Genomic DNA, 24,483 nt, shown 5'->3' with positions numbered 1-24,483 from the left:
TGGTCGATTGGTAAATTCAGAAGCTCCCTTTTATGAAGCTACCGGTTCACTTTTTTACAATCGGCAGGCGTATCTGCGACGGATACTGGGCTGAATGAAACACCTGATTGTGTGCTACTACGCCTTTCGATTCGCTGTAATTATCACCACCGGTGTTCATGTTGCGATCAAAACGGGGAAAATTACTACTCGACACTTCAACCCGAATCCGATGACCCGGTGCGAAATAATTACTTGTAGCCATCGGGCTTAACGTAAGCTTGTACACTTTACCCTTCTCCATCCATGCCTCTTTGTCGAACCCATCCCGATACCGGGCGCGCAGGATTGTTTCGTCCAGGTTATAGGCTTTTCCATCGGGGTAAACGTCGATCAGCTTAATCGTAAAATCCGTGTCTTTGGCATCCGACGAAACGTAGAGCGTTGGTTCAATCGACCCCGTCAGTTCGACTCCATCGGCAAAAGGCTCGGTTGTATAGACCAGAATATCCTGCCGGGTTTCCATCTGGTGCTGGTCAAATGAGCCACCCTGAATGGCTGTGCCCGTACAACAAACGTTGCCGCCATACGAAGGAACCGGATACGCTGGGTCATAGGCGAAAGCATCCGGTTTTTCGTCTTTCCCCAGTGGTTTGGTCGTGAGTTTACCGTCGCCATAGAGGCTATTGGCATGGCCACCTCCAGACAGGAAGTAGGTAGTCATTTCTGTATTGGCGGGAGGCCATGTATCAGAGGTCTGCCATTTGTTAGAACCCATCGTGTAGTATTTGACGCGGGGTGTATTTTTCAGGATATCATTGTTTTCACCCTTCAGCCAATGATCAAACCAGCCGTAGATGAGCGCATCGTAATCCAGTCGTGCATCGCCCACGCTCCGTTCACCAACAACGGTGTTTTCGGTGGCCCGTTTGTAAGCACAGTGCAGTGTCGGCGCAATGACCAGATACTGATTATCGCGAACCTGCGGATCAGTCGCATTTTTGCGAACGTGGTTGAATAAGGCCAGATTCGGTCCGTTCGAGACATCATACCAGGAGACAAACCAGAAACTCGGCACGCCAAAGGGCATATTATCGTGATAAAGTCCGCCCTTGTACCAATCCGGATCGTTCGGTTTGCGAACGATCATCTTTTCGTAAATACCCTTTTGACCATTCACATTCTTGATGATATCCTGAACCGGTAAGTGTTTCAGCCCCTGCGCCCAATCGACTTTAGGCATTTCGGGGGCCAGGTCATAAAACCGGGATACGCGCGTTAAATCATCACTCGTGGCCGTTTTTGGGAAATTCGGGCGGGCAAATGCATCCGTTTGAGTGCCATATAGCCAGGTTGTAAAAAGCATCTGTTGTGCCCCACCCCTGTACCAGTTGCCCTGCTCCATAAATGGGCCAACGCGACCCACTCCAGCCCCAAAACCCATAGGCACCATCGCTGCGTGAGCCGGGTGATCTAAGGCGGCTACGGCCATTTGCCATTCGGCCGTGGAGGAACAACCAAATGTCCCAATTTTACCATTCGACCAGGGCTGTTTTGACATCCATGAAAAAGCATCATAACCATCCGTAGTGGGTGGCCCAAGAATGTCCCAGTCTCCTTCCGAAAAGAATTTACCCCGTTCATTTTGAACGACATAAGCATACCCACGTTTTACGGCGTCGAGCGCTGTCTGATAAGAATTCTGCCGGAGTTCACCATCGCCCCAGGCATTGGCATTGTAAGGGGTTTTTGAGAAGATTATTGGGACCGGTTTGTCGGTTTTAGGTCTATAGATATCGGTTGCCAGCCGAACGCCATCGCGCATCGGCATCATCACTTTTTGCTCGATGATGGCAATTTCCAGGAGCTTTTTTAGGATATCTTCCTGTGCGTGGGCGTAGTGCGTGATGCACAGGGCAAGAAAAAGCACTGTTCGAATGAACGTAGAGGGGTATTTCATTGACGAAGTAGTATGATTAACAGGCGAGGGAGTGAAATAACGTATTTAAGCCCATAAAACAAAAGCAGCATAGTTCTGGGCTACGCTGCTTTTGTTAAGTGCAGGACATCGATCACAGCTCAATCTGGATGCTCAAATCGGGCAGAATGTCTTCACCAGATAAACCGGCGGACGTTCCCTGTTTAATCTCGATGGAGCCGTTTTCGCGATAAATAAAAACCTGCTTCCCATTCCGATCAATGAGCCAGCCTAGTCGGCAACCATTGTCGCGGTATTCTTCCATTTTCTCTTTCAAATCCTTTAAATCATCACTCTTTGAGCGAATTTCAACCACAAAATCCGGGCAAAGCGGGGCGAAACCCTGTCGGTCAGATTCGGGAATTGCCTCCCAACGGTCAAGACTGACCCAGGCTACGTCTGGTGATCGAACAGCAGAATTTGCTAATTTGAACCCAGTCGACGAATCAAATGTGTAGCCTAGTTTGTTACGGCGATTCCAATTCCAAATTTCGCCGGATAAATCGGCGTTATAACGTCCTGTTTGTGTTCCGGCGAGGGGGATAATAATGATATTTCCATGAGCATCCCGCTCCAGCCGGGTCGTTTCATTTGCCTGACATAAGGCGAAGAAAAAATCGTCATCAAATTTCTGGTACCGGGGCGGGTGCAACGTTCGGAGTTCCAGTTCCATTGGCTGTACGCTATTTTATCAACTATAACAAAAAAAGCTGTTAGTGAGGTCTTACAACTGCGCCAGCAAATAGAGCACCGCCATCCGAACCGCAACCCCATTTTCGACCTGATCCAGAATGATCGAATGCGATGAATCGGCGGCATCGGAAGTTAGTTCGACGCCCCGGTTGATGGGGCCAGGGTGCATGAGCACAATGGATCGGTCCAGCTCATCGAGCATTTGCTTTGAGATACCGAAATACAGCGAGTATTCACGCAGGGATGGGAAGTATTTGATCTGTTGCCGCTCCAGTTGAATACGGAGTACATTCGCAACATCGCACCAGGCGAGAGCCTCCCGAACGTCGTGGCCGACCTTTACACCCAGCGCTTCAATGTATTTGGGAATGAGTGTTTTAGGGCCGCAGACCATTACCTCGGCTCCTTGCTTTTGTAAACAGAAAATGTTGGAAAGTGCCACGCGTGAGTGCGTTATGTCGCCGATGATGGCAATGCGCTTCCCCGCAACATCGCCGAGTTTTTCGCGAATAGAGAAAGAGTCGAGCAGCGCTTGTGTGGGGTGTTCGTGCGTACCGTCGCCCGCGTTGACGACGTTGGCTTTGATATGCTTCGTGAGGTAGTGCGGAGCGCCGGGGCTACTGTGGCGCATCACGACCATATCGACCTTCATCGCCAGAATGTTGTTGACCGTATCCAGCAGGGTTTCGCCTTTCTTAACCGAACTGCCCGAAGCCGAAAAATTGACTACATCGGCCGATAATCGTTTCTCGGCCAGTTCAAACGAAAGCCGGGTACGGGTCGAATTTTCAAAAAAAACATTGGCAATCGTCACATCACGCAGCGACGGCACTTTTTTAATGGGGCGATTAATGACGTCTTTAAACTGCCTGGCCGTTTCCAGAATGAGCTGAATGTCAGATTCGGTCAGGTCTTTAATACCCACCAGATGGCGGACGCTGAGAGATTGGGCCATGGAAGCAGTAGAACTATAAATTGGGCAAAGATAGCGTTCCTCGCTGCCGAATGGACAAAAATCAGCCTAGTTTTTTCACTCCTTGCCAAATGGAAAAATAGCCGACTCTACGTGTGAGGCATTCATCAGCTGGGCAAGTTGCTTCGCTTTGTCGGGAAATTGGGCTGCCAGATTACGGGTTTCAGCCGGATCTTTTGTCAGATCATACAATTCAACAGGACCGTTCGGGTCTTTGGCTACCTGCAACCTAACTGCTTTCCAGTTTCCCTGACGAACCGCCTGTTTGCCGCCCCCCTCGTGAAATTCCCAATAGAGATAATCGTGCTTTTTCTGGGTGCCTTTTCCCGTTAGTGAAGGCACGAACGAAAGACCGTCAATTCGGGCGGGCGCCTTGGCTCCGGCTAGTTCGGCAAAGGTGGGCATCAAATCCCAGAAAGCACCAATGTAATCGCTTTTGGTGCCGGGCTTAATGACGCCCGGCCAGCGGGCCACAAACGGTTCGCGGATTCCTCCTTCGTATAAGTCACGTTTTACGCCCCGAAAGCCACCGCTGCTCGTAAAAAACGTTGGATCGCCACCGCCTTCTATGTGTGGACCATTGTCGCTGGAGAAGATCACGAGCGTATTCTGATCGAGACCACTGGCTTTCAGTTTAGCCATGAGCTGACCGACATATAAATCGAGACGGGTTACCATGGCTGCAAAGGCCGCATGTGGATAAGCCTGGGAGGTATAACCGCCGTTTTTGGCATTTGGCCCATAATCAGCTCCTTTGAACGGTTTTTCGGAAAACCTGCCTTTATATTGCGCGAAAATGCTGTCGTTGGGAACGGCCAGTTCGGCATGGGGCAGAATGTAAGGCAGGAATAAAAAGAACGGTTTCGTTTTATCCTGAGCATCCAGGAAATTAAGCGCCTGGTTCTGAATCAGGTCGGGTGCATACTCGTTCGTCTGTTGTAAATTCTGGTTCGATTCCAGTACGATCTTCCGGGCATTATCCCAAAGGTGATTCGGGTAAGCCCGATGAGCCAGTGACTGACAGTTGTAGCCGTAAAATCGGTTGAACCCCTGCTTATTGGGATCGCCTGCTGAGCCAACCGGGCCTAAGCCCCATTTGCCGAAAGCTGCGGTCGTATAGCCAGCCTGTTGCAGAATTTCGGCCACCGTAACCACCGAATCGGCAATTGGCTCTTGGCCTTCCGGGTCTACGCCCTTGTTGCCGCGTATATACGTATGGCCCGTATGTTGCCCCGTCATGAGCGAAGAACGCGAAGGGGCACAGACCGATGTGCCCGCATAGAACTGCGTGAACTGCATTCCTTCTTTCGCCAGGCGGTCTATATGCGGTGTTTTGATGAGCTTCTGTCCATTGATGCCCACATCGCCATAGCCCAGATCATCGGCCAGAATAAAGATAATGTTAGGCCGGTTCTGTCCTTTTGACGACAGACAAAAAACCATAAAGGCAAGAACGTAAAAGAACTGTTTTAGCATGTTTTTTACTAGGTTAAGCGATTTCGAATAGCGTTACTTCACCGCAGTGAATGATAGTTTGGGTTGTTGCATGGCGTTTTCGAGAATCCTGATTTCCAGCTTAAGAATGGCTTCTTCGGCTTTGGCATCAATTTTATCCGGGTCGTCGCTGGGTTTATGGTAATCGGGGTGGCCACCGGTATGAAAGAATAGAACCGGAATCTGCTTGGCGTAGAAAGACGCATTATCCGATCCACCGTTGCCGGGTCGATCGGTAAAAAATTTAATCGTACTGTCGACACCCTTGAACATGGTCGGCCACGCATCACTGGTGCCGTAACCACCAATGCCCACACCCCGCTCCGGGTTATATCGGCCGATCATATCCATGCAAACCATAAAGTTCATTTTTTCTAAAGGCAGCGTTGGGTTGTTCAGAAAATAGCGAGAACCCTGTAAGCCCAATTCTTCTGCACCAAAGGCCATAAACAGGAAATTGTACGGTTCTTTTACCCCGTTTTTAGAAAAATACTGTGCTAATTCCAGCAACCCAGCCACGCCCGATGCATTGTCATCAGCCCCGTTGTGAATCTTTCCCGCTGGCTGCGTTTCCAGAGAGCTTCCCTGCCGACCGATACCCAGGTGATCGTAATGAGCGCCAATAACAATGGTATAAGGCGCACCATTATCCAGAAAGCCAATCACATTCGTTGCCTGCCGGAGACTATCAGGAACCACAACACGACTGATTTTCGCCGTAAAGGGTTGATTGTAGCCATCGGTTCCTAAAGGAGCTAATCCGTATTTTTTGAAGTATCTGGCGATGTAGCTGGCCGCTTTTGCGTTTTCTGGGCTCCCTGTTCCACGTCCATTCATCTTGTCGGATGCCAGTTTTTCAATGTGCCGCTTAACTCGTCCGGCAGATGGCGTCTGACCAAACAGGTAATTCGTAAGAAGGAGCGACAGGAAAATAAAGCGTATCATAAAAGCGTAATCGTACTTGGTCGGCCAAGATAGGCTGACGAACGCATATGCACAAGTGCACGGAAAAGAATGCACTAGCCGCGAAACCTATTACAATCAAATTGTGCACTTTGGATCATACTTTGCCAGATCCGTAGTTTATCGCTACATGATCGGCCTGGTTCCTATCAGGCAAGTTGTGATTACCAGGATTCTAGTTTTTCGTACTGTCCACTCATGGACAGGGATTCGTCCGTTTCTGGACAGTGCACGTAGTAGCTGGTTGGCTTAGCGTATGTTAAAGGCACTTTTTGACTCTGGCATCAGATTTGATTTAAGATATTGTATCTAATTGATTAGCCTGACACGCATATGAAAAAGACCATACTGGGAGAACTGGAAGAACTGGTACTATTAGTGGTGGCTGCCAGCACCGAGGAGGTCTACGGGGTGCCGGTTATGGAGCAACTTCAGGAGCAGACGGGTCGAAGCTTCACGGTTAGCGCCGTGCATACGACCCTGTATCGACTCGAAGAAAAAGGCTTTTTATCGTCCTCTATAGGAGGGGCTACGGCTGAGCGAGGAGGGCGAAGCAAGCGATTGTTTGCCCTGACGGCTGAAGGAGGGAGGGTGTTGCTGGAGATCCAACAGATGCGCACCCGGCTTTGGGAGGCCATTCCTACTGGAAAGCTTCAGCTATTAGGGGTCTTATAAGCAAATTTTTCGCTACCGATGAAGAATAAACCCAACCAGCACCACTTGCCAGGAACTGATTCAGGTGGTTTGCCGCAACCGCCCCGCTGGGCTGACGGGCTTCTCAAGTGGTTTGTGGCCCCGCACCTGCTGGAGTACGTGCAGGGAGATTTGCACGAGGTGTTTTACAAGCGTCTCAAACAGGTAAGCCCAGCCCAGGCTCGACGTGAGTATGTCTGGGCTGTTTTACACTGCCTGACTCCATTCTTTTATAAATCCCTCCGACGTACAGATGCATCAACGGTCTCGCTCCCAAAGGCCGGATCTCGATATGCCAGCCGTCGCGATGACTACCCAAAACCAATGCTAACTGATATGTTACGCAGCTATTTTAAAATCGCTTTTCGCCACCTGGCCAAGAACCGGGTCTATTCCGTTATCAACATTGGTGGTCTGGCTACGGGTATGGCCGTGACTATGCTCATTGGGCTCTGGATTTACGATGAGGTTTCGTTTGATACGTATCATAAAAATTATGATACCATCGCCCAGGTGCGGAGGGTGTACACAGACCCAAATATCCAGAAAACGGACGGAACCGAGGCCATGCAATTCCCCATGAGGGCAGCGCTGAAAAGTAATTACCATCAGTATTTTAAGCACATTTTGATGGCCTGGTGGGTTGGCGATTATACCCTTTCGACTGAGGATAAAAAAATGCCCAAAAAGGGCGAATTTATTGATGCAGGCGCTTTAGAAATGCTTTCGCTAAAAATGCTAAAAGGAAGCTATGCCTCGCTCAATGAACTTCACTCGATTGTGCTGTCGAAATCAGCATCGGAAGCGATTTTTGGCGAAGAAGACCCGATCAATAAACAGCTGAAAATTGATAACCGTATTGATGTAATCGTAACGGGTGTTTATGAAGATATACCCCGAAATACCCGATTTGGGGAAGTGCAGTTTTTTTCGCCCTGGGATTTATGGGTTGCTTCAAATGATTGGATAAAAAAGAATGAAAATGAATGGGGTAACAGCTCATACGGTATTTATGTGCAGTTGAAGCCCAATGTATCGATTGAAACAGCCAACGCCAGCATAAAGGATTTTTATCAGAAAAGCACGCCAAAAGAAGTGGCCGAACGATCAGCAAAATACGCCTACGAAGTTTTTTTATATCCGATGAAAGACTGGCATTTGTATTCGGAATTTAAAAATGGCAGACCGGCTGGCGGGCACATCACGTTTGTCTGGCTATTTGGTATTGTTGGCCTTTTTGTATTGCTGTTGGCTTGTATCAATTTCATGAATTTGAGTACGGCAAGGAGCGAAAAACGAGCTAAGGAAGTGGGTGTTCGGAAAGCCATTGGTTCGTTAGAAAATCAGCTTATTCAGCAGTTTTTGAGTGAATCCTTCCTGGTAGTTATCTTGTCGTTTGTGCTGTCAATTTTGCTGATTTCAGTGTCAATTTCCTGGTTTAATCAAGTGGCAGACAAAGACTTATCCCTGCCATTTTTAAACCCGTTTTTCTGGTTAATCAGTATCGTTTTTATTACTATTACGGCCTTTATGGCCGGGGCTTATCCTGCATTTTATTTATCCGCTTTCCAGCCAGTAAAAGTCCTGAAAGGCACGATTCGGTTGGGACGCTTTGCGGCTTTACCTCGAAAAATTCTGGTGGTCGTTCAATTTGTTGTTTCGGTGGTTTTGATAATCAGCACCATAGTCGTCTATAAACAAATTCAATATGCACAGGACCGACCCGTTGGCTATAATCGGGAAGGGTTGATTACGATTCCGAAAAATGACCCTAATTATTTGGGTAAGCTGGATGTGTTGCGAAGCGAGTTGCTGAATACAGGCGTGGTGGCAGGTATGGAGCTTTCGTCGAGCCCACTGACAGCCATTTGGAACAACATGGGTGGTTTTACCTGGAAAGGCAAAGACCCTGAATTAGCCGACGATTTTTCGATAACCGATGTTTCGTATGGGTTCGGTCAGGTGGTGAATTGGCAGTTGATTGCTGGCCGGGATTTTTCCAAAACATTTGTCACGGACACTACTAAAATGATCATCAATGAATCTGCCGCTAACTATCTTGGTTTTAAAAACCCGATTGGAGAGTTTGTGAAATTTTATGATGGCAAAACATCCCGGCAAATTATTGGCGTGATCAAGGATATGGTCAGAATCTCGCCCTATGAGCCAGAGAAACGTGCCTTTTTCTTTTTAGATGCAACCTATGATGCTGCCAGCCAAATAGATATAAAAATCAAACCGACTGTCAGTGCTAATGAAGCGCTGCCCAAAATCGAAGCAGTTTTCAAGAAAATAGTCCCATCGGCGGCCTTCGATTACAAATTTGTTGATAAAGAATACGCTAAAAAATTCAGTAATGAAGAACGGATCAGTAAGCTGGCTTCGTTTTTTGCAACGCTGGCCATTTTTATCAGTTGCCTGGGCCTGTTCGGACTGGCTTCGTTCGTGGCCGAACAACGAACCAAAGAAATTGGTGTTCGCAAAGTGCTGGGCGCTTCGGTTCTGGATCTATGGGGATTGCTTTCTAAAGACTTCGTGTTTCTGGTTGTCATTGCGCTGGCAATTGCTACCCCAACAGCCTGGTACTTACTGAACGGATGGCTTCAGAAATATCACTACCATACTGAAATTTCCTGGTGGATTTTTGTGGTGTCGGGCGCAGGCGCTCTGTTGATTACGCTGCTGACGGTCAGTTTTCAAAGCATCAAAGCAGCTTTGGTAAATCCCATCAAAAGCCTGCGTTCAGAATAAATTGGTGAAAAGACGATTACTAAAAGCACCGTAATGACACGGTGCTTTTTTTATAACCCAACTCGTGTCATGAAGACAAGCAAGCTGTTTTATCGCCAATAAGCATAGATTTAATTTTGACAATCAGCTAATTGCCTACAACGCTTTCTCCCCGGAAACTGTCTATTCGAATAAATCTTGCAGAGTGGCAGGCATACAGGAAAAACCTCTGAAAGCTGAGTATTTTTCTGCCTCCTTTATCTCGATTACTCAATAGGTTTTAGCTGGCAAATGGCGGTACAGCGCGAGTGTTATCATAGAAAAGTTACGCTTCACACATGATTAGCCAAGCGGTTGAGCATAAATCGTTGATTGGGGTATAATCGGTTGATTATCTGATATTAAAATAAAAAAAAACTAACCAACAAAGTAGGAAGATGAGAAGTCTAGGCGGTTGAAATTTTAGTCATCTGTGTGATAAAACAGTAGTAAAGAATAAAATTAGCTTTTGCAAAGATTAAATAGTTATTTTTCACTACATTTCTCTTGCTTTTCCAAGACAGTATACTAAGCCCATGTTTGTTATGAGAAAGCGATTGGCAAGCACAAGGCAATTAAAACTATATCTCTGGTTCCTGGGTATCAGCCTGGTTTCTGGTTGTGAAAACTGGGATTTGCCGCCTTTACAGGACAGTGTGACGAATGGATTGATTGCCTATTATCCGTTCAGCGGTAACACACTCGATGGAAGTGGTAATAACCTGCGGGGAAATACGGTCAATGGAGCCTCGTTTGGCCCTGATAGAAATGCGTTGCCAAATTCGGCGTTACTTCTGGATGGAATCGATGATTATTTCGAAATACCTGATGATGGTAAACTTCGACCAGCAACTATGGCTATAAGCCTCTGGATCAAGCCGGTACAGGTGCTATCCAGTAGTCATATTTATGAAAAATCGAATTTTAAAGATGATCTGAACCATCAGTACAGCGCTAAAATTAAGCCACACATAACGGGCGATATAAGCGGTGGTTACGATTTTCAGGCAGATGTACATCGCGACAATCTTTGCGACAAATTTGAATCTACGATCCAGTTAACGGCCTATGAACCAACATTTAAGGTGAATCAGTGGCATCATTTGGTTGCCATGTACGACGGGCAGACAGTAAAAATTTACCTAAATGGTGTAGCAAGAGGCCAATCCGAATCGCAGACGAAACCAATCGACAACTGCCCTGGTGGTTCGTTGCGGTTTGGGAGTGCCTGGATGGGTGATATTAACGCCTTTAATGGGTTGATGGATGAGGTGCGAATCTATAATCGTGGTCTTACGGAAACGGAAATTAACGCTTTATACCAGAGATGATAAAACCCGTTTATTGCTCCATTGGGCTCGTTTATTTACTGATAGCCTGTCTGGCTCATAGTCATGTCTATGGACAGTCTTTGGATAATAAAGTAGCTACGGTTTCCGGCATTCGGCTTTCTCTTGACTCCGAACGGGTAAAAGTCCTGTATGATGTCTCGGGTATAACCAGTCGAGATTCGATCTACCTACAAGTCGAAAGCCGTACCAGAGGTTTATTAAATGCATCGACCGTAACAGGTGACGTAGGTAAAGGCGTGCTGCCCGGAAAGAACAAGGTAATTTACTGGGATTACCGGCTGGATGGTCTGACCATCGATGATGCGATTCGGGCAACCGTTCTCGTGAAGCAACCGCCCAAACCGGCTCAACAGAAAGCGATTGGTGGTGGGCCTGCAAATGCGCTTATCTCGGTTTTAGCACCTGGGGTTGGTACTATTTTCGTTCAGCCAAACCACAGGATCGGTCTTCGGCCTTTAATCACAGGTGCCTATGTCGGGCTGTTAGTGTATGGCTTTTGGCAGAATAGCCGCTCGAAGCAACAGTATGATCTGTATGCCAGTCAACTGAACGAATCCGATTATACCGAAGCGAATCGGCTGCATCATAACTATCTGGTTGCTACCCGTCTGGCCCTGGCGCTGCTGATAACGGATGTGGCCTACACTTTTTTGAAAGGAAGAAAGAACGTCAGGCAAAAGCAGGGTACGAGCCAGCGGGTTGTTTTTAACTACGTCGGCAATTCACCAACGATTGGGGTTCAGGTTCATTTCTAACCAATGTGGTCATGAAAATAAGTTTACTTTTTCTCCTGCTACTTCTGTTCGTGTCAGACCCACTGGCCGCTCAGCAGCCCGTAACGATTTCCGCCCGCAGCGATTGGGTTTCCATGCAGAAGGGGCCATCGACTGCACCGACTATAGCCTGGAAAACTCCGCAGCCAAAACAGGTAACCGTGCATACATTAGTCTTTACTGCCACGGTCTTTATTCAATCGGCCGACGCCGTAACCCAGTTGCAGTTTGTTCATAATGGGAACGAATTGGCTGGGCAACAGCGTGGATTTAAGCGATTTAGTGGCAGTCAGGAGGTGTCGGATGTAATTCCATTGGTTGTTGGATCAAACGAAATCTACGTTAAAGCGACCAATGCCATTGGAACGACCATTTCCGAACGGCGCATCATCATTTGTCAACCCGAAATAGCCTCAAAAAGTGTTCCTGTACAAAAACGACTGGCACTGATTGTTGCCAATGGGAATTATACGAAATACCCGCTTAAAAATCCGCCGAACGACGGCCGGGCTGTCAGGCAGCAGTTGGAAAAGCTTGGTTTTACTGTGGTCTATAAAGAAAACCTGCCCTTGCGTGATCTGAAACAAACTTTCGATTCATTTGTGACGGATCTCGGCTCCAATAATGTAGGGCTTTTTTATTATGCCGGACATGGGCTTATGGTCGGCGGAGAGAATTATGTGCAGCCGGTAGATGCCGATCCCAAAGCAGAACCTGATGTTGAATTTGAATGCTATCCTTTACGACAGATTATAAGCCGTATGGCCTATGCTAACCCTAAAGGTGCGAATCTGATTTTTTGGGATGCCTGCCGAAATAACCCGTATCGATCCTGGCGAAGGGGAGCCGGCGAATTGACGTTTGCTCCCGTTCAGCCCGCTGTGGGTACGATGATCGTTTTTGCCACCGAACCCGGAAAACAGGCTTACGATGGCGATCAGGAAAACGGCCTTTTTACGAGTGAACTGGTAAAACATATTAACCAGCCGAATGTCGATATTTTTGAACTGGTCGACCGGATCGATCAGGGCCTTGAGAACCGTGGGTTTAAGCAGCCTCCTTACCTCGAAGGTCGTTTGAGAGGCAAGTTCATGTTCAAAGCCGATTAAGCCATGCCAGCCGTCTTCGCTCTCCGGCAACAAAAACGAATGGCTATGTTCGTCATTGGATTTAGCCTGTTGGCTTTTTATTGTCATGCTCAAACAGTTCATGCCATTTTGGTGGCCGACACCAAAGACCCGTTGCTGTATAAAGCCTGCAAACGGGATGTCGAGATCATGCACCGGCAATTCGTTCAATTGGCGGCCGCCATTCGCTACCAATTGAGCGAACAGGTGATCTGGGATGAGGAGTTTAGCCGCAAGCGATTCGACGACGTATTACGTGATCTATCCCCTGAGCCGAACGATATACTCTTTTTGTATTACACCGGACATGGCTACAATGCCAGTCAGCGTACGGGCCGTTTCCCGGTTTTGCTGCTTGAAAAAGATGAGCAGGCAAGTGAGCAAAATCCTGGCCTGATGGTTGTCCATCAGGCGCTTAAAGCCAAGCATGCACGACTGTGTATTACAATGGGCGATTGCTGCAATAATCTGGTCAATAACATGCGCGGCATGGTGAAAAAAACAATTGCGCCAAAGGCCTTAACGCTCACCGACGAATTGATGAATGAAGCCTATCGAACGCTTTTTCTAAACATGAAAGGCGATGCGCTCATTGCCAGTAGCCAGCCTCCGCAACAGGCCTGTGCTCATCCCGATTCCGGGAGTTTTTATACCCGCTCGTTCGATGAAGCGCTGGAACTGGCCAGTCGTTATAATAAAAACATCAGCTGGTTAACATTGCTTCGGGATGCTCAGACCCGACTGACGCGGCATCAGGCAACACGTGCTAAACAATCCATTTATGAAATAAATGTAGTTGGTATTGCACCAACAGAAACAGCATTGGTCACAACTCCGGCCCCTGATGTGAGCAAGTCCGACAGTTCCGGAAGAATCAGTACAAGTCTTAGCTTCGATCAGATGAACCGTCATCTGAACGAGTTGACGGATAAAACACTGTCTTCTCAGCAGCGATTGACGGCTATGAGTCGCCTGACGGGTTTCTTTTCGAAAAACGCGCGAATCGATATTTACGTAAATTCGACATTGGGCGACGTGCAGCCCATCGAAACGTTTGTTCGGCGATTATACCTGAATGCCGATCGTATTCAGCAAATTAATCTCATTGAGCGACTCTCGGAAGTTGCAGCCGACGGGTTACACTACAAACGGGCAGCGATTCAGGAAGTGTGGTAATGGGATTATTAGTGATTTTTTTTAATCGACTAATCAGAAATCAAAGTAGTAATGGGCAGTTCAATACGATTGATTATGAGTAGGTTAGTGTTTCATTGTTTGGCATTGGCGCTCAGTATTTTTCTGCCTGATCACTCATTGGGGCAGGAGTGCCCATTGCCGCTTGATGACCACCAGATTGTGGTAGAAAGCCAGCTAAGCGATAAGCAACTGCGTGACTTCCGACAGTTGACCGGGCAGAAAGTGTCCGAATTTCAACGCTACTTAACTGTAGTGGCCGACCCCGACCAGCAGGACAACATCCGTGAGCTGGCTATTGAAAATGCCCTGATGCTTTTTTTGCCCGATGCCACCATGCAGGTTGGTTCAAACAAAATAACCAGAGAGTATCCGTTGGCTATTTATTTACGCAGACTGAAGAATCTGGACAAAAAATACTTCGATATCGCCATCACCTTCTATGACCTTGCCTTACTGGGTGACTGGACAGAAACAGATCGGGGCTATCTCACAACGGCTACTTACTTCCAGCAATTTCAGGCCTTTAACCGTAAAGGTCAGCCTGTCTATAAAGCCAAAACAGCGAAACAAATGGATGTAGACCTGCGCAACCGGAAAGATCCTTTCTATGAAGAACATCGCTGGACGGTGCTGCTGGGTAATGTCCGGTTAGCGGAAACAACGCCCAGAAAGGCAATGCACTAAAGCACTCGCTGCGTAATCGTAATCCAGTATCAACGAATAGACTGTATGAAGCCAGTACTTTCCGCAATAACTGCACTCCTTATGTTGGCTGGATTTGTGGCCGGGGCGCAGTCATACACGCAAAACGAACGGGTACTGATTGCTGAAAGCGCCCGTCGACTGGTGAAGGACAAGTACCTGCCGAATCTGGAAATTCTGACGCATTACGAAGCAAACCAGCCTTTTGAAGCGCTGCAAAATCATATCAGAGGATTGGTGAGAGACGCCTTCCGCAGCCGGGAAGTACTGGTCTACAATGAGTACAGAAATCCGGCAAATGCCTATACAACTATCGAGGAGTACGTAAAAGACTGCCGCATATTTGCCGGTGGAAAGCCAGTTGTCAATACAATGGATTTCGGTAAGGCCCGCTACGATATCCAGCAAACAAAAGATGGGCAGCCGTTTATCAATTTGTACCTCAGCAAACAACTACAAGGTACTGATAAACAAGGGCGGCCATTCCAGTTTCAGTATTTGACCGAGTTCCGGGTTATGTTCGTATTTGACCGCCAGTTGGCTATTTATCGTGATTTTCGAATAGCCGGAATCAGTAAAACAGACAAATGGCCGGCAACGGCTTTTACGGCCACTGCCGCCGATGCCGAACAGGCTGCAAGCGAACAGAAAGATCTGCTGACTGTGCTGGCTTCAGTGGCAAATCAACTTAAAGAAAGCCTGCCGGTCAACGGCCAGCAAATCACACTGGAGATGTTTACCTACAAACGGTGTGGCGTGAACAACGCTTTGTCGGACCGGATTTTTGCCACGCTCGGTAGTCTCCTTCAGAAGATTCCGTCGATTGAGGTTCTTTCACCAACGCAACATACAGAACGTTCGCTGCTGGTGGGTGGGTCTTTTCAGGAGGATCTAAACAACCTACTGATTACGGCAGAGCTTTACGATCCTCACACCAATCGGGTCCTGAAAAAGCTGACCAATGCTGACCTGCCACTGGCCTGGCTTAGCCAGCAGAACCTGAAACTAAAGCCAGATAATTATCAACAGATTGTGGCCATACGGGATACCATCCAGCAGAAAATCTCGCCTGAACAAACAACGCTGAGCGTAGCTATTCGGACAGATAGGGGCCGGACAAATGTGGAGTATTGGGAAGGAAGTCAACTACTCGTGGAAGCAAAAACGAATCGCCCCTGTCATTTACGACTGGTGTATTTACTGGCAGACGGCACCAAAACACTGCTCGAAAACGATTTCGAAATTAAGCCTGGGCAGGAGAATCAATACGTCCGTATTGCGCCCGATGTTCCACTTGTCTGTTCGGCACCGTTCGGTATGGAGTATCTGCTTGTTTACGCTGTCGAAGAAGCGTTTTGTGCGCTGCCAACGAAACCCAATTCGGAGTTATATGTCAGAAAAGACAATGGATACACCATTTTTGTCGGTTCAATGCTGAACATGATCGAGGCTGTTACCTGTACGAAAAACCGCAAAGAAATAGCCGAAGACCGAATCCAGATAACGACGCGTGGTCTTCATTGAGGTTAGGTTTGCTAACTAATTTTAAACCCATAGCGCGTAAAACGGGCCATGTCATGGTAGCTGATCCAGCAGAAACCGCCATCGGCCCAGGCTTTCCCAAAACTGTTTATAACCCGGAAAGCCCCGCCATGCCGTTTGTCGTCATAGCCAATTATGCACAGCGCATGCCCTTTGAGTCGCTTATCCTTTGGGTCGTCGCCAGAAGCAGGTTTCCATACTTTACCCGCAAAGAAAAAGGAAGCTGGAACAACCATACCGACCACCACCGGACTACCCGCAGCCAGTGCTTTTTTTAGATTGTAAATTTTTTGAGGCTCCTCATCCTGTACATTGAACAGCCGTTCGTATTCACGGATTCGATAGCGAGAGGCAACCGCATCGACGGGCACGGTTTGTTGACCGCAGGCTGGATAAGGAAAATGCCTGAACGGTACGACTCCGACCTCTTTCAGGATACTAAAAACTTTAGAAAGGTAGACCCCTTCCGTACAGGCGTAATCACGGTCGGACTTGGCTTTTTCGTACAGGTAACCCGGCGAAAAGGCCAGCTTGTTAATATCGGTCGGTGCGGTTATTTGTCTGGATTTTGCTTCCAGAATCGTGCGCAGGTAATAACCACACGCAAATCCGGTGCAGGTACTATAAGCTCCCTGTGCCTGTACTGCTGGGCAAAATGACTCAAATGAAACCTGGCTGGGCAGTTTCTCCTTCGTTACAATTTCCTGGTAAGGTACTTGCTCATACCCAGCATCATCCAGCAGCAAACCTGGCGTAATATCGGTTTGCGCTGATGCCGAAAAAGTCAGCGATGCGACAAGAATACCGGTGAGCCAGCTGATTTTCATGGTCGATCGGGTACGGAAGACCTTAATTGATTAAGCAAACGCCTGGCTTCCTGCTGGTACGGATGGCCGTTCAGCTGGCTAATTTTTTGCAGGCGAATCTCAGCCTCAGTCTGCTGATTATTTTTCAGATAAGCCAGCGCCAGATACCATTGCGCACTGGCGCTCCAATGGCCGGGGTTGCTGGCCGAGAGGGCGGTAAGTTCGCCAATTACTGGCTGAGGATTCACTCGTTGCAACCTTTCGACAAGAGCGTGTAACCGTGCTGAATCCGCTTTCGTCTGGCCATTGTCTGGGGAGGCCGCTACCCGATCCGGATCATCAGCAAGGGGTGGTGCCGATTTGATCTCCACCGTAAAGAAATCATTAAAAATCCGCTCATTCTTCGCCAGTTCATCCTGTTTTTGAGTCTGGTTCCGATAAAGCACCCAACCGATGCCAAGCACAAGGACGACAGAAGCCGCCATGGCCCAGCTTGCCCAGCCATAGCGAAATGATCGTTGTAGAGTTTGTGGGCGCTCCGGAAATGGGGCCAACTTTGTGTCGGGAATTGGCAAGTCTGTTCGGTTTGGCTCACTTGTCCCTGATTGTATTTCGTTGAGCAGGCCACGCTTGTCAAGATCAGCGTGCAGTTGTTTAAACCGATCTTTCTGCGCCAGAAATGATAGTCCCTGTTTCAGTTCCCGCTGAATGGCCACTTCTTGCTGAAGCAAGGGATCAATTGCCAGCCGATCGTCAAACCGGTCTTTTTCCTCGGCCGATAGCTTCCCTGACAGGTAAGCGCCGATTTGTTCAAGAAGCTCATCCGATAACTCCATGACTACTCTAGTTTATACTGAATGTATAAGGTCTTCAGTCGCTGAGCGCACCGAAATCGTTTTACTTTGGCAGAATTTTCCTGCAAACCAATCTGGGCTCCGCACTCACTCAATGATTTTCATCGACATAAAAGCAATGGAGCATTGTGCGACAATCGTCACTTACTTCGGAGAACGCCCGCCCAACAGCCTCCCAATCGACCTCATTATCTTCCCAGATCGCATCGCGATCGGATGATCCGGCTTCGTTTTCACCATCCTGATCCGTATCATCCTGAATGAACAAGCTGAAGGAAGATCTGGAACTTTCAGTATCATCGGGCAAATCACTTTCTTCTGTAGCCGTCTCCTGTGTAATATCGACCTTCTGAATGTGATTTTTTCTCAGGAAACTAACCCATCGGTTTCGGCAAACAGTAAATACATAAGCCGCTACCGGTCTTCCCTGAAAGACATATTTCCTACTTTTCAATTTAAGCGCAAACTCCGCCATTCCCTCCTGAAGAATGTCCAGCGCGTCGTCCGTAGAAATGGCGCTTCGCTGGCGGGCATAAGGCACGAAACTACGGAAGGCGCTCATATACAAGCACTCCCAGGCCTGTTTATAATCGGCTAATAACGCCTGATAAAATTCCAGGCTACCCTGCTCAATGTTTTGGCAAGGGTTATCAATATCCGTGGTCATACTGCCCGGCTTTACAATGACTACCGGAAGGGCATAGGTAATGATTTGATCGCCAAAAAGCAATGAACCCGCTAACTATTAGGCTGGTAGGTCAGTTCATCGTTGGCAGAAAATCGTATGACGCAACCCATCGAAAGGACTACCTAGCCTACGCAATCAGAAACGTTTCAGTGAATGGTTTCGGCTACGCTTCAAATGGCCCATCGTTAATGTTTTGTCCCTGAACTCATCAAACAGGCTATCTGTACGAAAGAAATAAACTGGGCTATAGTGAACCAGGATGCCGTTGTAAGTAAGTGCGTTATGCGTCAGTTTTAGTTTGCCGTACCGGATCGATTCGCACTCAACATAAGGCTCCAGCCAGCTATGATTATGATACGTACAGTTCGCATTTTGCAAGTTCGAGGTCAATTCCAGATAAGTCTGATTTGATAATTCCCGTTCAATTTCGTTCTGAGCCGAATAGGTCTGCCATCGAAGCGATAACCCTATCAATAAGGCAATTGCTACGCAGCCAGTTCCTCCTTGTAGCACAGTACGGATGATATTCGAAATAGTTACGGTCGGGTATTTCATTTGTCGGATAGGAACTTTCGTTCAATAATACTATCCAATAATATGCCAAATAGTGACTTGTTGGTATTCGTAATCTGTCAAATAGTTGAAGAAGTGGTTTAAAACTGATTTTCTTCCAGTATAACAGCCAGGAGGTATTCGGCTAATTGTCGGCCTCTCCTAATCTGGTTATCGCTGTTTTACCGTCTTCGTTATCAATTCATTTCTTTTTTTTCTGCGCTGTTAACCTTGCTCACCCTGCTGCGATACACAGATGAGACAAACTCATAATCAGTTCACCTTAAATCAATCAATCATGAAAAAGCTCATCTTATCGTTACTGACAGCAGCCAGTGTAGGTGCTGTTTGTGCACAGTCGAACACGTTGTCGCTCAGTCAGACGGGTGATGGAAACAGCGCTCCGGTTTCGCAGGGAGGCAGCGGAAACGTAGGAACGATCACAACTACGGGCGACAATAATCAGGTTTCCTTTGCGCAGAATGGACGCGGCAATATCGGGACTCTTTCGACTACGGGTAACCGGAATACAGCATCTCTACAGACCTGGAGCACAGAAAATCAGGTGTCAATGACACAGCTAGGCAATGATAATACGGCAACTATCAACAGCTTTATATCGAATAATAACCAGTTCAGTATCAATCAGAACGGTGAGGGAAACAGTGCCAGTACGGTATCAAGCTGGGGAGGTAATCATCAAGTATCAATCACGCAGACCGGAAATCACAACCAGAGTTCGGTCAGAGCATCTGGATACGATGGGCAGGCCGCTCCATTCGATAGCTACAATAACCAGGTCTCGATTACCCAAACCGGGAATGATAACGTCAGTAATGCGAATATTCAGTACAGTTCAGACAACCAGATTTCAATAAGCCAGACAGGAAATGGTAATAACGCCCGCACAAACCATACTGGCGGGATTAATCCAGGTAATGGAGATTATAACCAGGCGACGATTTCGCAAACCGGCGATGCTAACCAGGCCTTGATTGACCAGCAGGGTAATGAAAATCAGGCCACACTGACTCAGTCAGGCATCAGCAATGAAGCCCGACTTTTACAGGGAAGCTCACAGAATATAGCCACAATTGTGCAGGAGGGCACCAGTAACGTTCTCACGGGGCTGGAGTCAATGTCTACGAGTGCTTTGCAGGTTCAGGGTACGAGTAACTCATTACTACTCAACCAAACCGGCGATGGTAATGTGCTCCGCTTTGGGCAGTTCGGTAGCAATAATACCGCTACAGTTACACAAAGGTCCTATTAAACGGTGAGTATATACGAGGCCATTCTATATCCAGTCACGCTCAATTTTTTATCAATCATGAAAAAACTCATAGTATCGGTATGGGCAATTGCATCACTGAGTGCTGCTCATGCACAACCAAACACCTTGTCACTTAGCCAGTCGGGTAGTGGAAACAATGCGCTGGCGACCCAGCAGGGCCGAACAAATACAGGTACTGTTTCAGTAGCAGGGGATAATAACTACGCATCTTTCGAGCAATCAGGAGACTATCTCAGTGGGGGCATTTCGATTGTTGGCAGTAGAAACAACGCGCTTGTTCAAGCCGATCATTACGTAAATGAAACCACCATTTCGCAAACGGGTAATGACAATATGGGCATTACTTTCTCAACATTTCGCAGCGATCACAACCAGGTTAGGCTAACTCAGGCGGGCGATCGCAATACAGGTCTGGCATATTCAACCGACCATAGTGACGACAATCAGATTGGGTTAACACAAACGGGAAGCGGCAATACGGGCGAGGCTTATTCATCGTATCATAGTACGCATAACCTGATCAGTATCAGCCAGACCGGCGATGCCAATACGGGCACGGCTTATGCCCTGAGCAGTGATCGGAACCAGATCAGCCTTAGCCAGACCGGCGACGGAAATAGAGGGTATGCCACTGCTTCGAGTAGTGATCGAAATCAGATCAGCCTCGCCCAGAGTGGCGATAACAATATCGGCCTGATTTCGTCTAACGATGGCAGTTATAATCGCGGAAGCATAAGCCAGATCGGTTCGAATAACGACGCACAGCTTTCGCAGGTTGGTTCCGTCAATACGGCCTCAGTAATGCAGGAAGGAAACGACAATACGTTGTCCGATCTGGAACGAGATCCTAACGTTCGTTACCGTATCCGCTACTTTGGTGCCCTCCAGCAAGGATATGGAAACTCATTTTCGCTTACTCAAGCCGGCGATGGCAACACGCTCCGCTTTGGGCAGTCGGGCAATAACAACACGGCAACGGTAACACAGACTTCCTATTAAGCTTTGCCCATCCAGTCCGCAAGGTTGATTGCGGACTGGATAACGCATCTTTCCATCCAATCTACAATCGCCATGATACGACTTGTTGTTATGCTGTTAGTTGGTCTGCCACTGGCCACTTCAGCTCAGTCGGAGGTGTATTACCGACAACCCCCGAATGAACGGAATAGAATGGGACTGACTTCCGGCGAAATTGCTCTTGTGCAAACGGGGCAATTGAACCAACTACACTACCAGGAAACGGGGAGAGGCAATGCCGCTAATCTGGTTCAACAAGGCTCCAATAATGTACTGGATGTAGCAATTTCTGGCTCCGACAATCAATATTCCTTCGTTCAACAGGGCGATAATAATGCCGCACAATGGCGGTCGCGGCAAACTAACGGCCAGTTGGAGGTGATTCAGCGGGGTAACAACAACCAATTGATGCAGGAGGGCAATATACCAGCACTGGGGGTGCCGATGCGGATTGAACAGAACGGAGGTATGCAGCTCCTTATCAAAAATAATTTCTAATCATGAAAACGCTATTCGTACTTCTTCTGGCAGTAAGCCCTTTTCTGGCGCGTGCACAAGATCCGGATTCTGGCGACGAGTTTGACCTGGACGGGAAATTGACGGAATGTTCGCTGAGCGAAACTGGCGGTACCAGCCTGATCCTCGATAATTCACGCACCAAGGTCGGCAAGGATTTTTACGATCTGTTCTACAAGTATTGGACCGCGTTGCCAACCCAAGCCGATACGACTCAACAACGCCGATTGACTTCGGTTGTTCCATCCGTCGATGTGGTCATCATGATCGAAGAAATACCTTCACCCGGAACCGCCAACCAGATTCTTATCAGTATCGACGATGAGCCTGTCTGGCAGCAATTTGTGCAGGCCCGCTATGATTTGCTGGAGTCAGATGCTCAGTACGCTCTGAATACTGTGCGGCAATATCTGGTCAGTTATCAGGAAACACAACAGCAGCTTGGCAGTAAAGACCAGAAAGGTTCAGGAGTGCATTAGCAAGTAACAATTCATTATTTGGGCGTAGCTCAGGAAGTCTGTTCAGGCTTTCCGGGCTACGCTTTATTTTTTTGTTAGCTGCTTCTGCGACTGTTAACCTTTCCGATTCTTTGCGATATACAATCAGAACACCTTTTACTTCTGATTGTATATGAAAAAGTTATTCACCATCGGACTGCTGCTTCTGGCAGGGCTAAATCAACTTCGGGCACAGGGGCTTGTCTACCATCCCAATAATCCGGCTTTTGGCGGAAATACATTCAACTACCAGTGGATGCTTAGCTCCGCGCAGGCACAGGATACGCATAAAGACCCTGCGGCCAAAAGCTCCTCATCGGCAAGTGGCCTGAATGGGCTTTCCAACAGCTCGTCGCTCCAGAGTTTTTCGGACAATCTGCAACGGCAGTTGCTTAGCCGATTGTCGCAAAACATTCTCAATAAGCAATTCGGCGAAGACGGACTCAAAGAAGGCAGCTTCACCTTCGGCGATATGAATGTGGTCATCAGCAATGCCGCTGAGGGAGTTATCATTCGAATTACGGATGGCAAAGGCGGAGAAAGCTCCATCACAGTGCCTTATTTATGAATTTCCTCACCTCATCGATCAACCATTAACCTCATTCGCCATGTTTCATTCAGGATTAAGAATTGGTGCCATACTGCTGATAGCCAGTAGTTTTATGTGGCTGCTAGCCGGTTGCAGTGCTTACTTCCACCAGCCAACACGTACTCAATCGGCCCGCTTAGGTGAAGAAACCTCGATTACGGCCGAACTACGAAATCTGCCCGCTCCCCACGAGAAAATAGTAGCCGCCGTTTATAAATTTCGGGATCAGACGGGTCAGTACAAACAGACCGAAACAGGCTCTGGTTTTTCGACAGCTGTCTCGCAGGGAACCACCAATATTTTGCTGAAGGCGCTGGAAGAAAGTGGCTGGTTCGTGCCAATCGAGCGCGAGAACGTCAGCAATCTGCTGAACGAGCGTAAAATTATCCGTTCCAGCCTGTCGCAGTATAAGAGCGAAGCCGAAAATCTGCCTCCCCTGTTGTTTGCGGGGGTTATTCTGGAAGGCGGCATTGTTTCCTACGATGCCAATACGATTACCGGCGGAGCGGGTCTGCGCTTCTTTGGCACCGGCGGTTCCAGCCAGTATCGTCAGGATCGGGTAACGGTTTATTTGCGGGCTGTAGCTACCAAATCGGGTAAGATTCTTAAAACGGTCTATACATCCAAAACCATTCTATCGCAGGCGATTGATGCCGGAACATTCCGGTATGTGAGTTTCAAACGCCTGCTCGAAGTTGAAACCGGCTATGCCACGAACGAACCTGCCCAGATGGCCGTCACGGAAGCCATCGAAAAAGCAGTTCAGTCACTTGTTCTGGAAGGCATCAAGGATAATCTGTGGACGGTTGACGAAAAAGGTGCTGAGCAGGCTCAGAATGCACTGTCGGCTTATGCCCGAGAGAAAACCGAAATGAGCCAAACCGACATCCACGGAGCGCGTAATACCGTTGAACCATCCCGATTGACGGTTCAGCCTTACGCATCGGTCTGGCGGTATTATGGTGATTTTGCCACCCACGGAATCCGGACGGGCTATGGTCTAACCGCCGACGTTTATCTGTCCAACTCCTTTGGTATTCAGGTTAATGCGAGCGTTGGAACGCTCGCCAGTGATCAGAAATTCAGTTGCCCGGTTAGTACCCTCCAGGGCAATCTCATTTATCGATCCCTGCCTTTCCGGCGAATTACGCCACTCGTCTTTGCAGGCATCGGCGTTATCGGATGCCGTACTGGAAGTTCGCCGGTCGATATCGGTGGCAAACAGTACATTTTGCTGAATGGCGGGATCGGCACCGAATATGCCATCAACCACGTATTTGGCCTTCGAACGACGCTGGATTATCAGCAACCCATGACCGATGCGCTGGACGGAATCATGGCTGGAAACCACAGAGACTATTATCTGCGTGGCTCCGTTGGTCTGTCTTTCTACCTCGGGCGCTCCGTTCGGCGTCCTGCTCCTCTTCATCGATAA

The 24,483-nt window shown here is 48.0% G+C and carries 23 protein-coding genes; 14 read left to right on the top strand and 9 right to left on the bottom strand.

Translation table 11 applies throughout. From position 1 onward, the window contains the following. Positions 1 to 46: 46 nt before the first annotated feature. The 5 genes from G8759_RS28475 to G8759_RS28455 form a co-directional block, all read right to left on the bottom strand. Positions 47 to 1,939, bottom strand: a complete 1,893-nt coding sequence (locus G8759_RS28475; protein ID WP_167216059.1) for a CocE/NonD family hydrolase — start codon at positions 1,937 to 1,939, stop codon at positions 47 to 49. A gap of 112 nt (positions 1,940 to 2,051) precedes the next feature. After that, on the bottom strand, positions 2,052 to 2,630 hold the full coding sequence (locus tag G8759_RS28470) for a Uma2 family endonuclease (protein WP_167216057.1): 579 nt from the start codon (positions 2,628 to 2,630) through the stop codon (positions 2,052 to 2,054). A gap of 51 nt (positions 2,631 to 2,681) precedes the next feature. Further along, positions 2,682 to 3,605 (bottom strand): aspartate carbamoyltransferase catalytic subunit, encoded by a 924-nt coding sequence (locus G8759_RS28465; protein ID WP_167216055.1) that lies wholly within the window; start codon positions 3,603 to 3,605, stop codon positions 2,682 to 2,684. Between the two features lie 75 nt (positions 3,606 to 3,680). Then, a complete protein-coding gene (locus G8759_RS28460; RefSeq protein ID WP_167216053.1) occupies positions 3,681 to 5,099 on the bottom strand; it encodes an arylsulfatase in 1,419 nt (472 codons plus the stop codon). Between the two features lie 33 nt (positions 5,100 to 5,132). Then, positions 5,133 to 6,062, bottom strand: a complete 930-nt coding sequence (locus G8759_RS28455) for a M20/M25/M40 family metallo-hydrolase (RefSeq protein ID WP_167216051.1) — start codon at positions 6,060 to 6,062, stop codon at positions 5,133 to 5,135. A 351-nt stretch (positions 6,063 to 6,413) separates the two neighbouring features. On the opposite strand from G8759_RS28455, the gene G8759_RS28450 reads away from it, so the two are divergent. The 8 genes from G8759_RS28450 to G8759_RS28415 all read left to right on the top strand — a co-directional run bounded on the left by G8759_RS28450 (position 6,414) and on the right by G8759_RS28415 (position 16,217). Beyond that, positions 6,414 to 6,755, top strand: a complete 342-nt coding sequence (locus tag G8759_RS28450) for a PadR family transcriptional regulator (protein WP_162386565.1) — start codon at positions 6,414 to 6,416, stop codon at positions 6,753 to 6,755. Between the two features lie 18 nt (positions 6,756 to 6,773). Continuing rightward, positions 6,774 to 9,524, top strand: coding sequence for an ABC transporter permease (locus G8759_RS28445; RefSeq protein ID WP_167216049.1), 2,751 nt, complete (start codon positions 6,774 to 6,776; stop codon positions 9,522 to 9,524). Between the two features lie 563 nt (positions 9,525 to 10,087). Next, entirely contained in the window at positions 10,088 to 10,873 is a 786-nt protein-coding gene (locus G8759_RS28440) for a LamG domain-containing protein (protein WP_167216047.1), read from the top strand. Next, on the top strand, positions 10,870 to 11,649 hold the full coding sequence (locus tag G8759_RS28435; RefSeq protein ID WP_167216045.1) for a hypothetical protein: 780 nt from the start codon (positions 10,870 to 10,872) through the stop codon (positions 11,647 to 11,649). Before G8759_RS28440 ends, G8759_RS28435 begins: the two co-directional genes overlap by 4 nt. Before the next feature lie 11 nt (positions 11,650 to 11,660). Continuing rightward, positions 11,661 to 12,776 (top strand): caspase family protein, encoded by a 1,116-nt coding sequence (locus tag G8759_RS28430; RefSeq protein WP_167216043.1) that lies wholly within the window; start codon positions 11,661 to 11,663, stop codon positions 12,774 to 12,776. Positions 12,777 to 12,779: 3 nt separating this feature from the next. Further along, positions 12,780 to 13,970 carry a caspase family protein gene (locus G8759_RS28425; RefSeq protein WP_167216041.1) on the top strand — a complete coding sequence of 397 codons (1,191 nt, stop codon included), beginning with the start codon at positions 12,780 to 12,782 and terminating at the stop codon, positions 13,968 to 13,970. A 75-nt stretch (positions 13,971 to 14,045) separates the two neighbouring features. Continuing rightward, on the top strand, positions 14,046 to 14,675 hold the full coding sequence (locus G8759_RS28420) for a hypothetical protein (RefSeq protein ID WP_167216039.1): 630 nt from the start codon (positions 14,046 to 14,048) through the stop codon (positions 14,673 to 14,675). Positions 14,676 to 14,720: 45 nt separating this feature from the next. Continuing rightward, complete coding sequence (locus tag G8759_RS28415) at positions 14,721 to 16,217, top strand: DUF4384 domain-containing protein (RefSeq protein ID WP_167216037.1); 1,497 nt, start codon at positions 14,721 to 14,723, stop codon at positions 16,215 to 16,217. A gap of 11 nt (positions 16,218 to 16,228) precedes the next feature. Here G8759_RS28415 and G8759_RS28410 read toward each other — a convergent pair whose 3' ends face one another. The 4 genes from G8759_RS28410 to G8759_RS28395 form a co-directional block, all read right to left on the bottom strand. Then, positions 16,229 to 17,062, bottom strand: coding sequence for a C1 family peptidase (locus G8759_RS28410; RefSeq protein ID WP_167216035.1), 834 nt, complete (start codon positions 17,060 to 17,062; stop codon positions 16,229 to 16,231). Next, positions 17,059 to 17,877 carry a hypothetical protein gene (locus G8759_RS28405; protein ID WP_167216033.1) on the bottom strand — a complete coding sequence of 273 codons (819 nt, stop codon included), beginning with the start codon at positions 17,875 to 17,877 and terminating at the stop codon, positions 17,059 to 17,061. The genes G8759_RS28410 and G8759_RS28405 overlap by 4 nt, the downstream gene beginning before the upstream one ends. 109 nt (positions 17,878 to 17,986) lie before the next feature. Next, positions 17,987 to 18,562: an RNA polymerase sigma factor gene (locus tag G8759_RS28400; RefSeq protein ID WP_167216031.1), complete on the bottom strand. Its 576-nt coding sequence runs from the start codon at positions 18,560 to 18,562 to the stop codon at positions 17,987 to 17,989. A 156-nt stretch (positions 18,563 to 18,718) separates the two neighbouring features. Then, positions 18,719 to 19,138, bottom strand: coding sequence for a hypothetical protein (locus G8759_RS28395; RefSeq protein ID WP_167216029.1), 420 nt, complete (start codon positions 19,136 to 19,138; stop codon positions 18,719 to 18,721). Positions 19,139 to 19,433: 295 nt separating this feature from the next. Here G8759_RS28395 and G8759_RS28390 point away from each other — a divergent pair, with 295 nt between their 5' ends. The 6 genes from G8759_RS28390 (at position 19,434) to G8759_RS28365 (ending at position 24,483) form a co-directional block, all read left to right on the top strand. Then, entirely contained in the window at positions 19,434 to 20,408 is a 975-nt protein-coding gene (locus G8759_RS28390; protein ID WP_167216027.1) for a hypothetical protein, read from the top strand. 57 nt (positions 20,409 to 20,465) lie between these two features. Beyond that, positions 20,466 to 21,428: a hypothetical protein gene (locus G8759_RS28385; RefSeq protein ID WP_167216025.1), complete on the top strand. Its 963-nt coding sequence runs from the start codon at positions 20,466 to 20,468 to the stop codon at positions 21,426 to 21,428. A 72-nt stretch (positions 21,429 to 21,500) separates the two neighbouring features. After that, positions 21,501 to 21,944, top strand: coding sequence for a hypothetical protein (locus G8759_RS28380; RefSeq protein ID WP_167216023.1), 444 nt, complete (start codon positions 21,501 to 21,503; stop codon positions 21,942 to 21,944). A 2-nt stretch (positions 21,945 to 21,946) separates the two neighbouring features. Further along, the gene (locus tag G8759_RS28375) at positions 21,947 to 22,441 is read left to right on the top strand and encodes a CsgE family curli-type amyloid fiber assembly protein (RefSeq protein WP_167216021.1); all 495 of its coding nucleotides are present in this window, start codon (positions 21,947 to 21,949) and stop codon (positions 22,439 to 22,441) included. A 151-nt stretch (positions 22,442 to 22,592) separates the two neighbouring features. Next, positions 22,593 to 23,027: a curli production assembly/transport component CsgF gene (locus tag G8759_RS28370; RefSeq protein ID WP_167216019.1), complete on the top strand. Its 435-nt coding sequence runs from the start codon at positions 22,593 to 22,595 to the stop codon at positions 23,025 to 23,027. A 40-nt stretch (positions 23,028 to 23,067) separates the two neighbouring features. Next, positions 23,068 to 24,483, top strand: a complete 1,416-nt coding sequence (locus G8759_RS28365; protein WP_167216017.1) for a CsgG/HfaB family protein — start codon at positions 23,068 to 23,070, stop codon at positions 24,481 to 24,483.

This window comes from Spirosoma aureum (genome assembly GCF_011604685.1).
In the GTDB taxonomy this organism is placed as follows: domain Bacteria; phylum Bacteroidota; class Bacteroidia; order Cytophagales; family Spirosomataceae; genus Spirosoma; species Spirosoma aureum.
The sequence above is the reverse complement of the archived record's forward strand: the minus strand, read 5'-3'. Positions and strand labels throughout refer to the sequence as shown.

Bases quoted from the DNA above. Each gene is read 5' to 3' on its own strand.
- G8759_RS28465 (WP_167216055.1), bottom strand. From the start codon at position 3,605: ATGGCCCAATCTCTCAGCGTCCGCCATCTGGTGGGTATTAAAGACCTG.
- G8759_RS28470 (WP_167216057.1), bottom strand. From the start codon at position 2,630: ATGGAACTGGAACTCCGAACGTTGCACCCGCCCCGGTACCAGAAATTT.
- G8759_RS28410 (WP_167216035.1), bottom strand. From the start codon at position 17,062: ATGAAAATCAGCTGGCTCACCGGTATTCTTGTCGCATCGCTGACTTTT.
- G8759_RS28440 (WP_167216047.1), top strand. From the start codon at position 10,088: ATGAGAAAGCGATTGGCAAGCACAAGGCAATTAAAACTATATCTCTGG.
- G8759_RS28400 (WP_167216031.1), bottom strand. From the start codon at position 18,562: ATGACCACGGATATTGATAACCCTTGCCAAAACATTGAGCAGGGTAGC.
- G8759_RS28380 (WP_167216023.1), top strand. From the start codon at position 21,501: ATGATACGACTTGTTGTTATGCTGTTAGTTGGTCTGCCACTGGCCACT.
- G8759_RS28365 (WP_167216017.1), top strand. From the start codon at position 23,068: ATGTTTCATTCAGGATTAAGAATTGGTGCCATACTGCTGATAGCCAGT.
- G8759_RS28460 (WP_167216053.1), bottom strand. From the start codon at position 5,099: ATGCTAAAACAGTTCTTTTACGTTCTTGCCTTTATGGTTTTTTGTCTG.
- G8759_RS28390 (WP_167216027.1), top strand. From the start codon at position 19,434: ATGAAAAAGCTCATCTTATCGTTACTGACAGCAGCCAGTGTAGGTGCT.
- G8759_RS28395 (WP_167216029.1), bottom strand. From the start codon at position 19,138: ATGAAATACCCGACCGTAACTATTTCGAATATCATCCGTACTGTGCTA.
- G8759_RS28415 (WP_167216037.1), top strand. From the start codon at position 14,721: ATGAAGCCAGTACTTTCCGCAATAACTGCACTCCTTATGTTGGCTGGA.
- G8759_RS28430 (WP_167216043.1), top strand. From the start codon at position 11,661: ATGAAAATAAGTTTACTTTTTCTCCTGCTACTTCTGTTCGTGTCAGAC.
- G8759_RS28405 (WP_167216033.1), bottom strand. From the start codon at position 17,877: ATGGAGTTATCGGATGAGCTTCTTGAACAAATCGGCGCTTACCTGTCA.
- G8759_RS28385 (WP_167216025.1), top strand. From the start codon at position 20,466: ATGAAAAAACTCATAGTATCGGTATGGGCAATTGCATCACTGAGTGCT.
- G8759_RS28420 (WP_167216039.1), top strand. From the start codon at position 14,046: ATGAGTAGGTTAGTGTTTCATTGTTTGGCATTGGCGCTCAGTATTTTT.
- G8759_RS28475 (WP_167216059.1), bottom strand. From the start codon at position 1,939: ATGAAATACCCCTCTACGTTCATTCGAACAGTGCTTTTTCTTGCCCTG.
- G8759_RS28435 (WP_167216045.1), top strand. From the start codon at position 10,870: ATGATAAAACCCGTTTATTGCTCCATTGGGCTCGTTTATTTACTGATA.
- G8759_RS28445 (WP_167216049.1), top strand. From the start codon at position 6,774: ATGAAGAATAAACCCAACCAGCACCACTTGCCAGGAACTGATTCAGGT.
- G8759_RS28370 (WP_167216019.1), top strand. From the start codon at position 22,593: ATGAAAAAGTTATTCACCATCGGACTGCTGCTTCTGGCAGGGCTAAAT.
- G8759_RS28375 (WP_167216021.1), top strand. From the start codon at position 21,947: ATGAAAACGCTATTCGTACTTCTTCTGGCAGTAAGCCCTTTTCTGGCG.
- G8759_RS28425 (WP_167216041.1), top strand. From the start codon at position 12,780: ATGCCAGCCGTCTTCGCTCTCCGGCAACAAAAACGAATGGCTATGTTC.
- G8759_RS28455 (WP_167216051.1), bottom strand. From the start codon at position 6,062: ATGATACGCTTTATTTTCCTGTCGCTCCTTCTTACGAATTACCTGTTT.
- G8759_RS28450 (WP_162386565.1), top strand. From the start codon at position 6,414: ATGAAAAAGACCATACTGGGAGAACTGGAAGAACTGGTACTATTAGTG.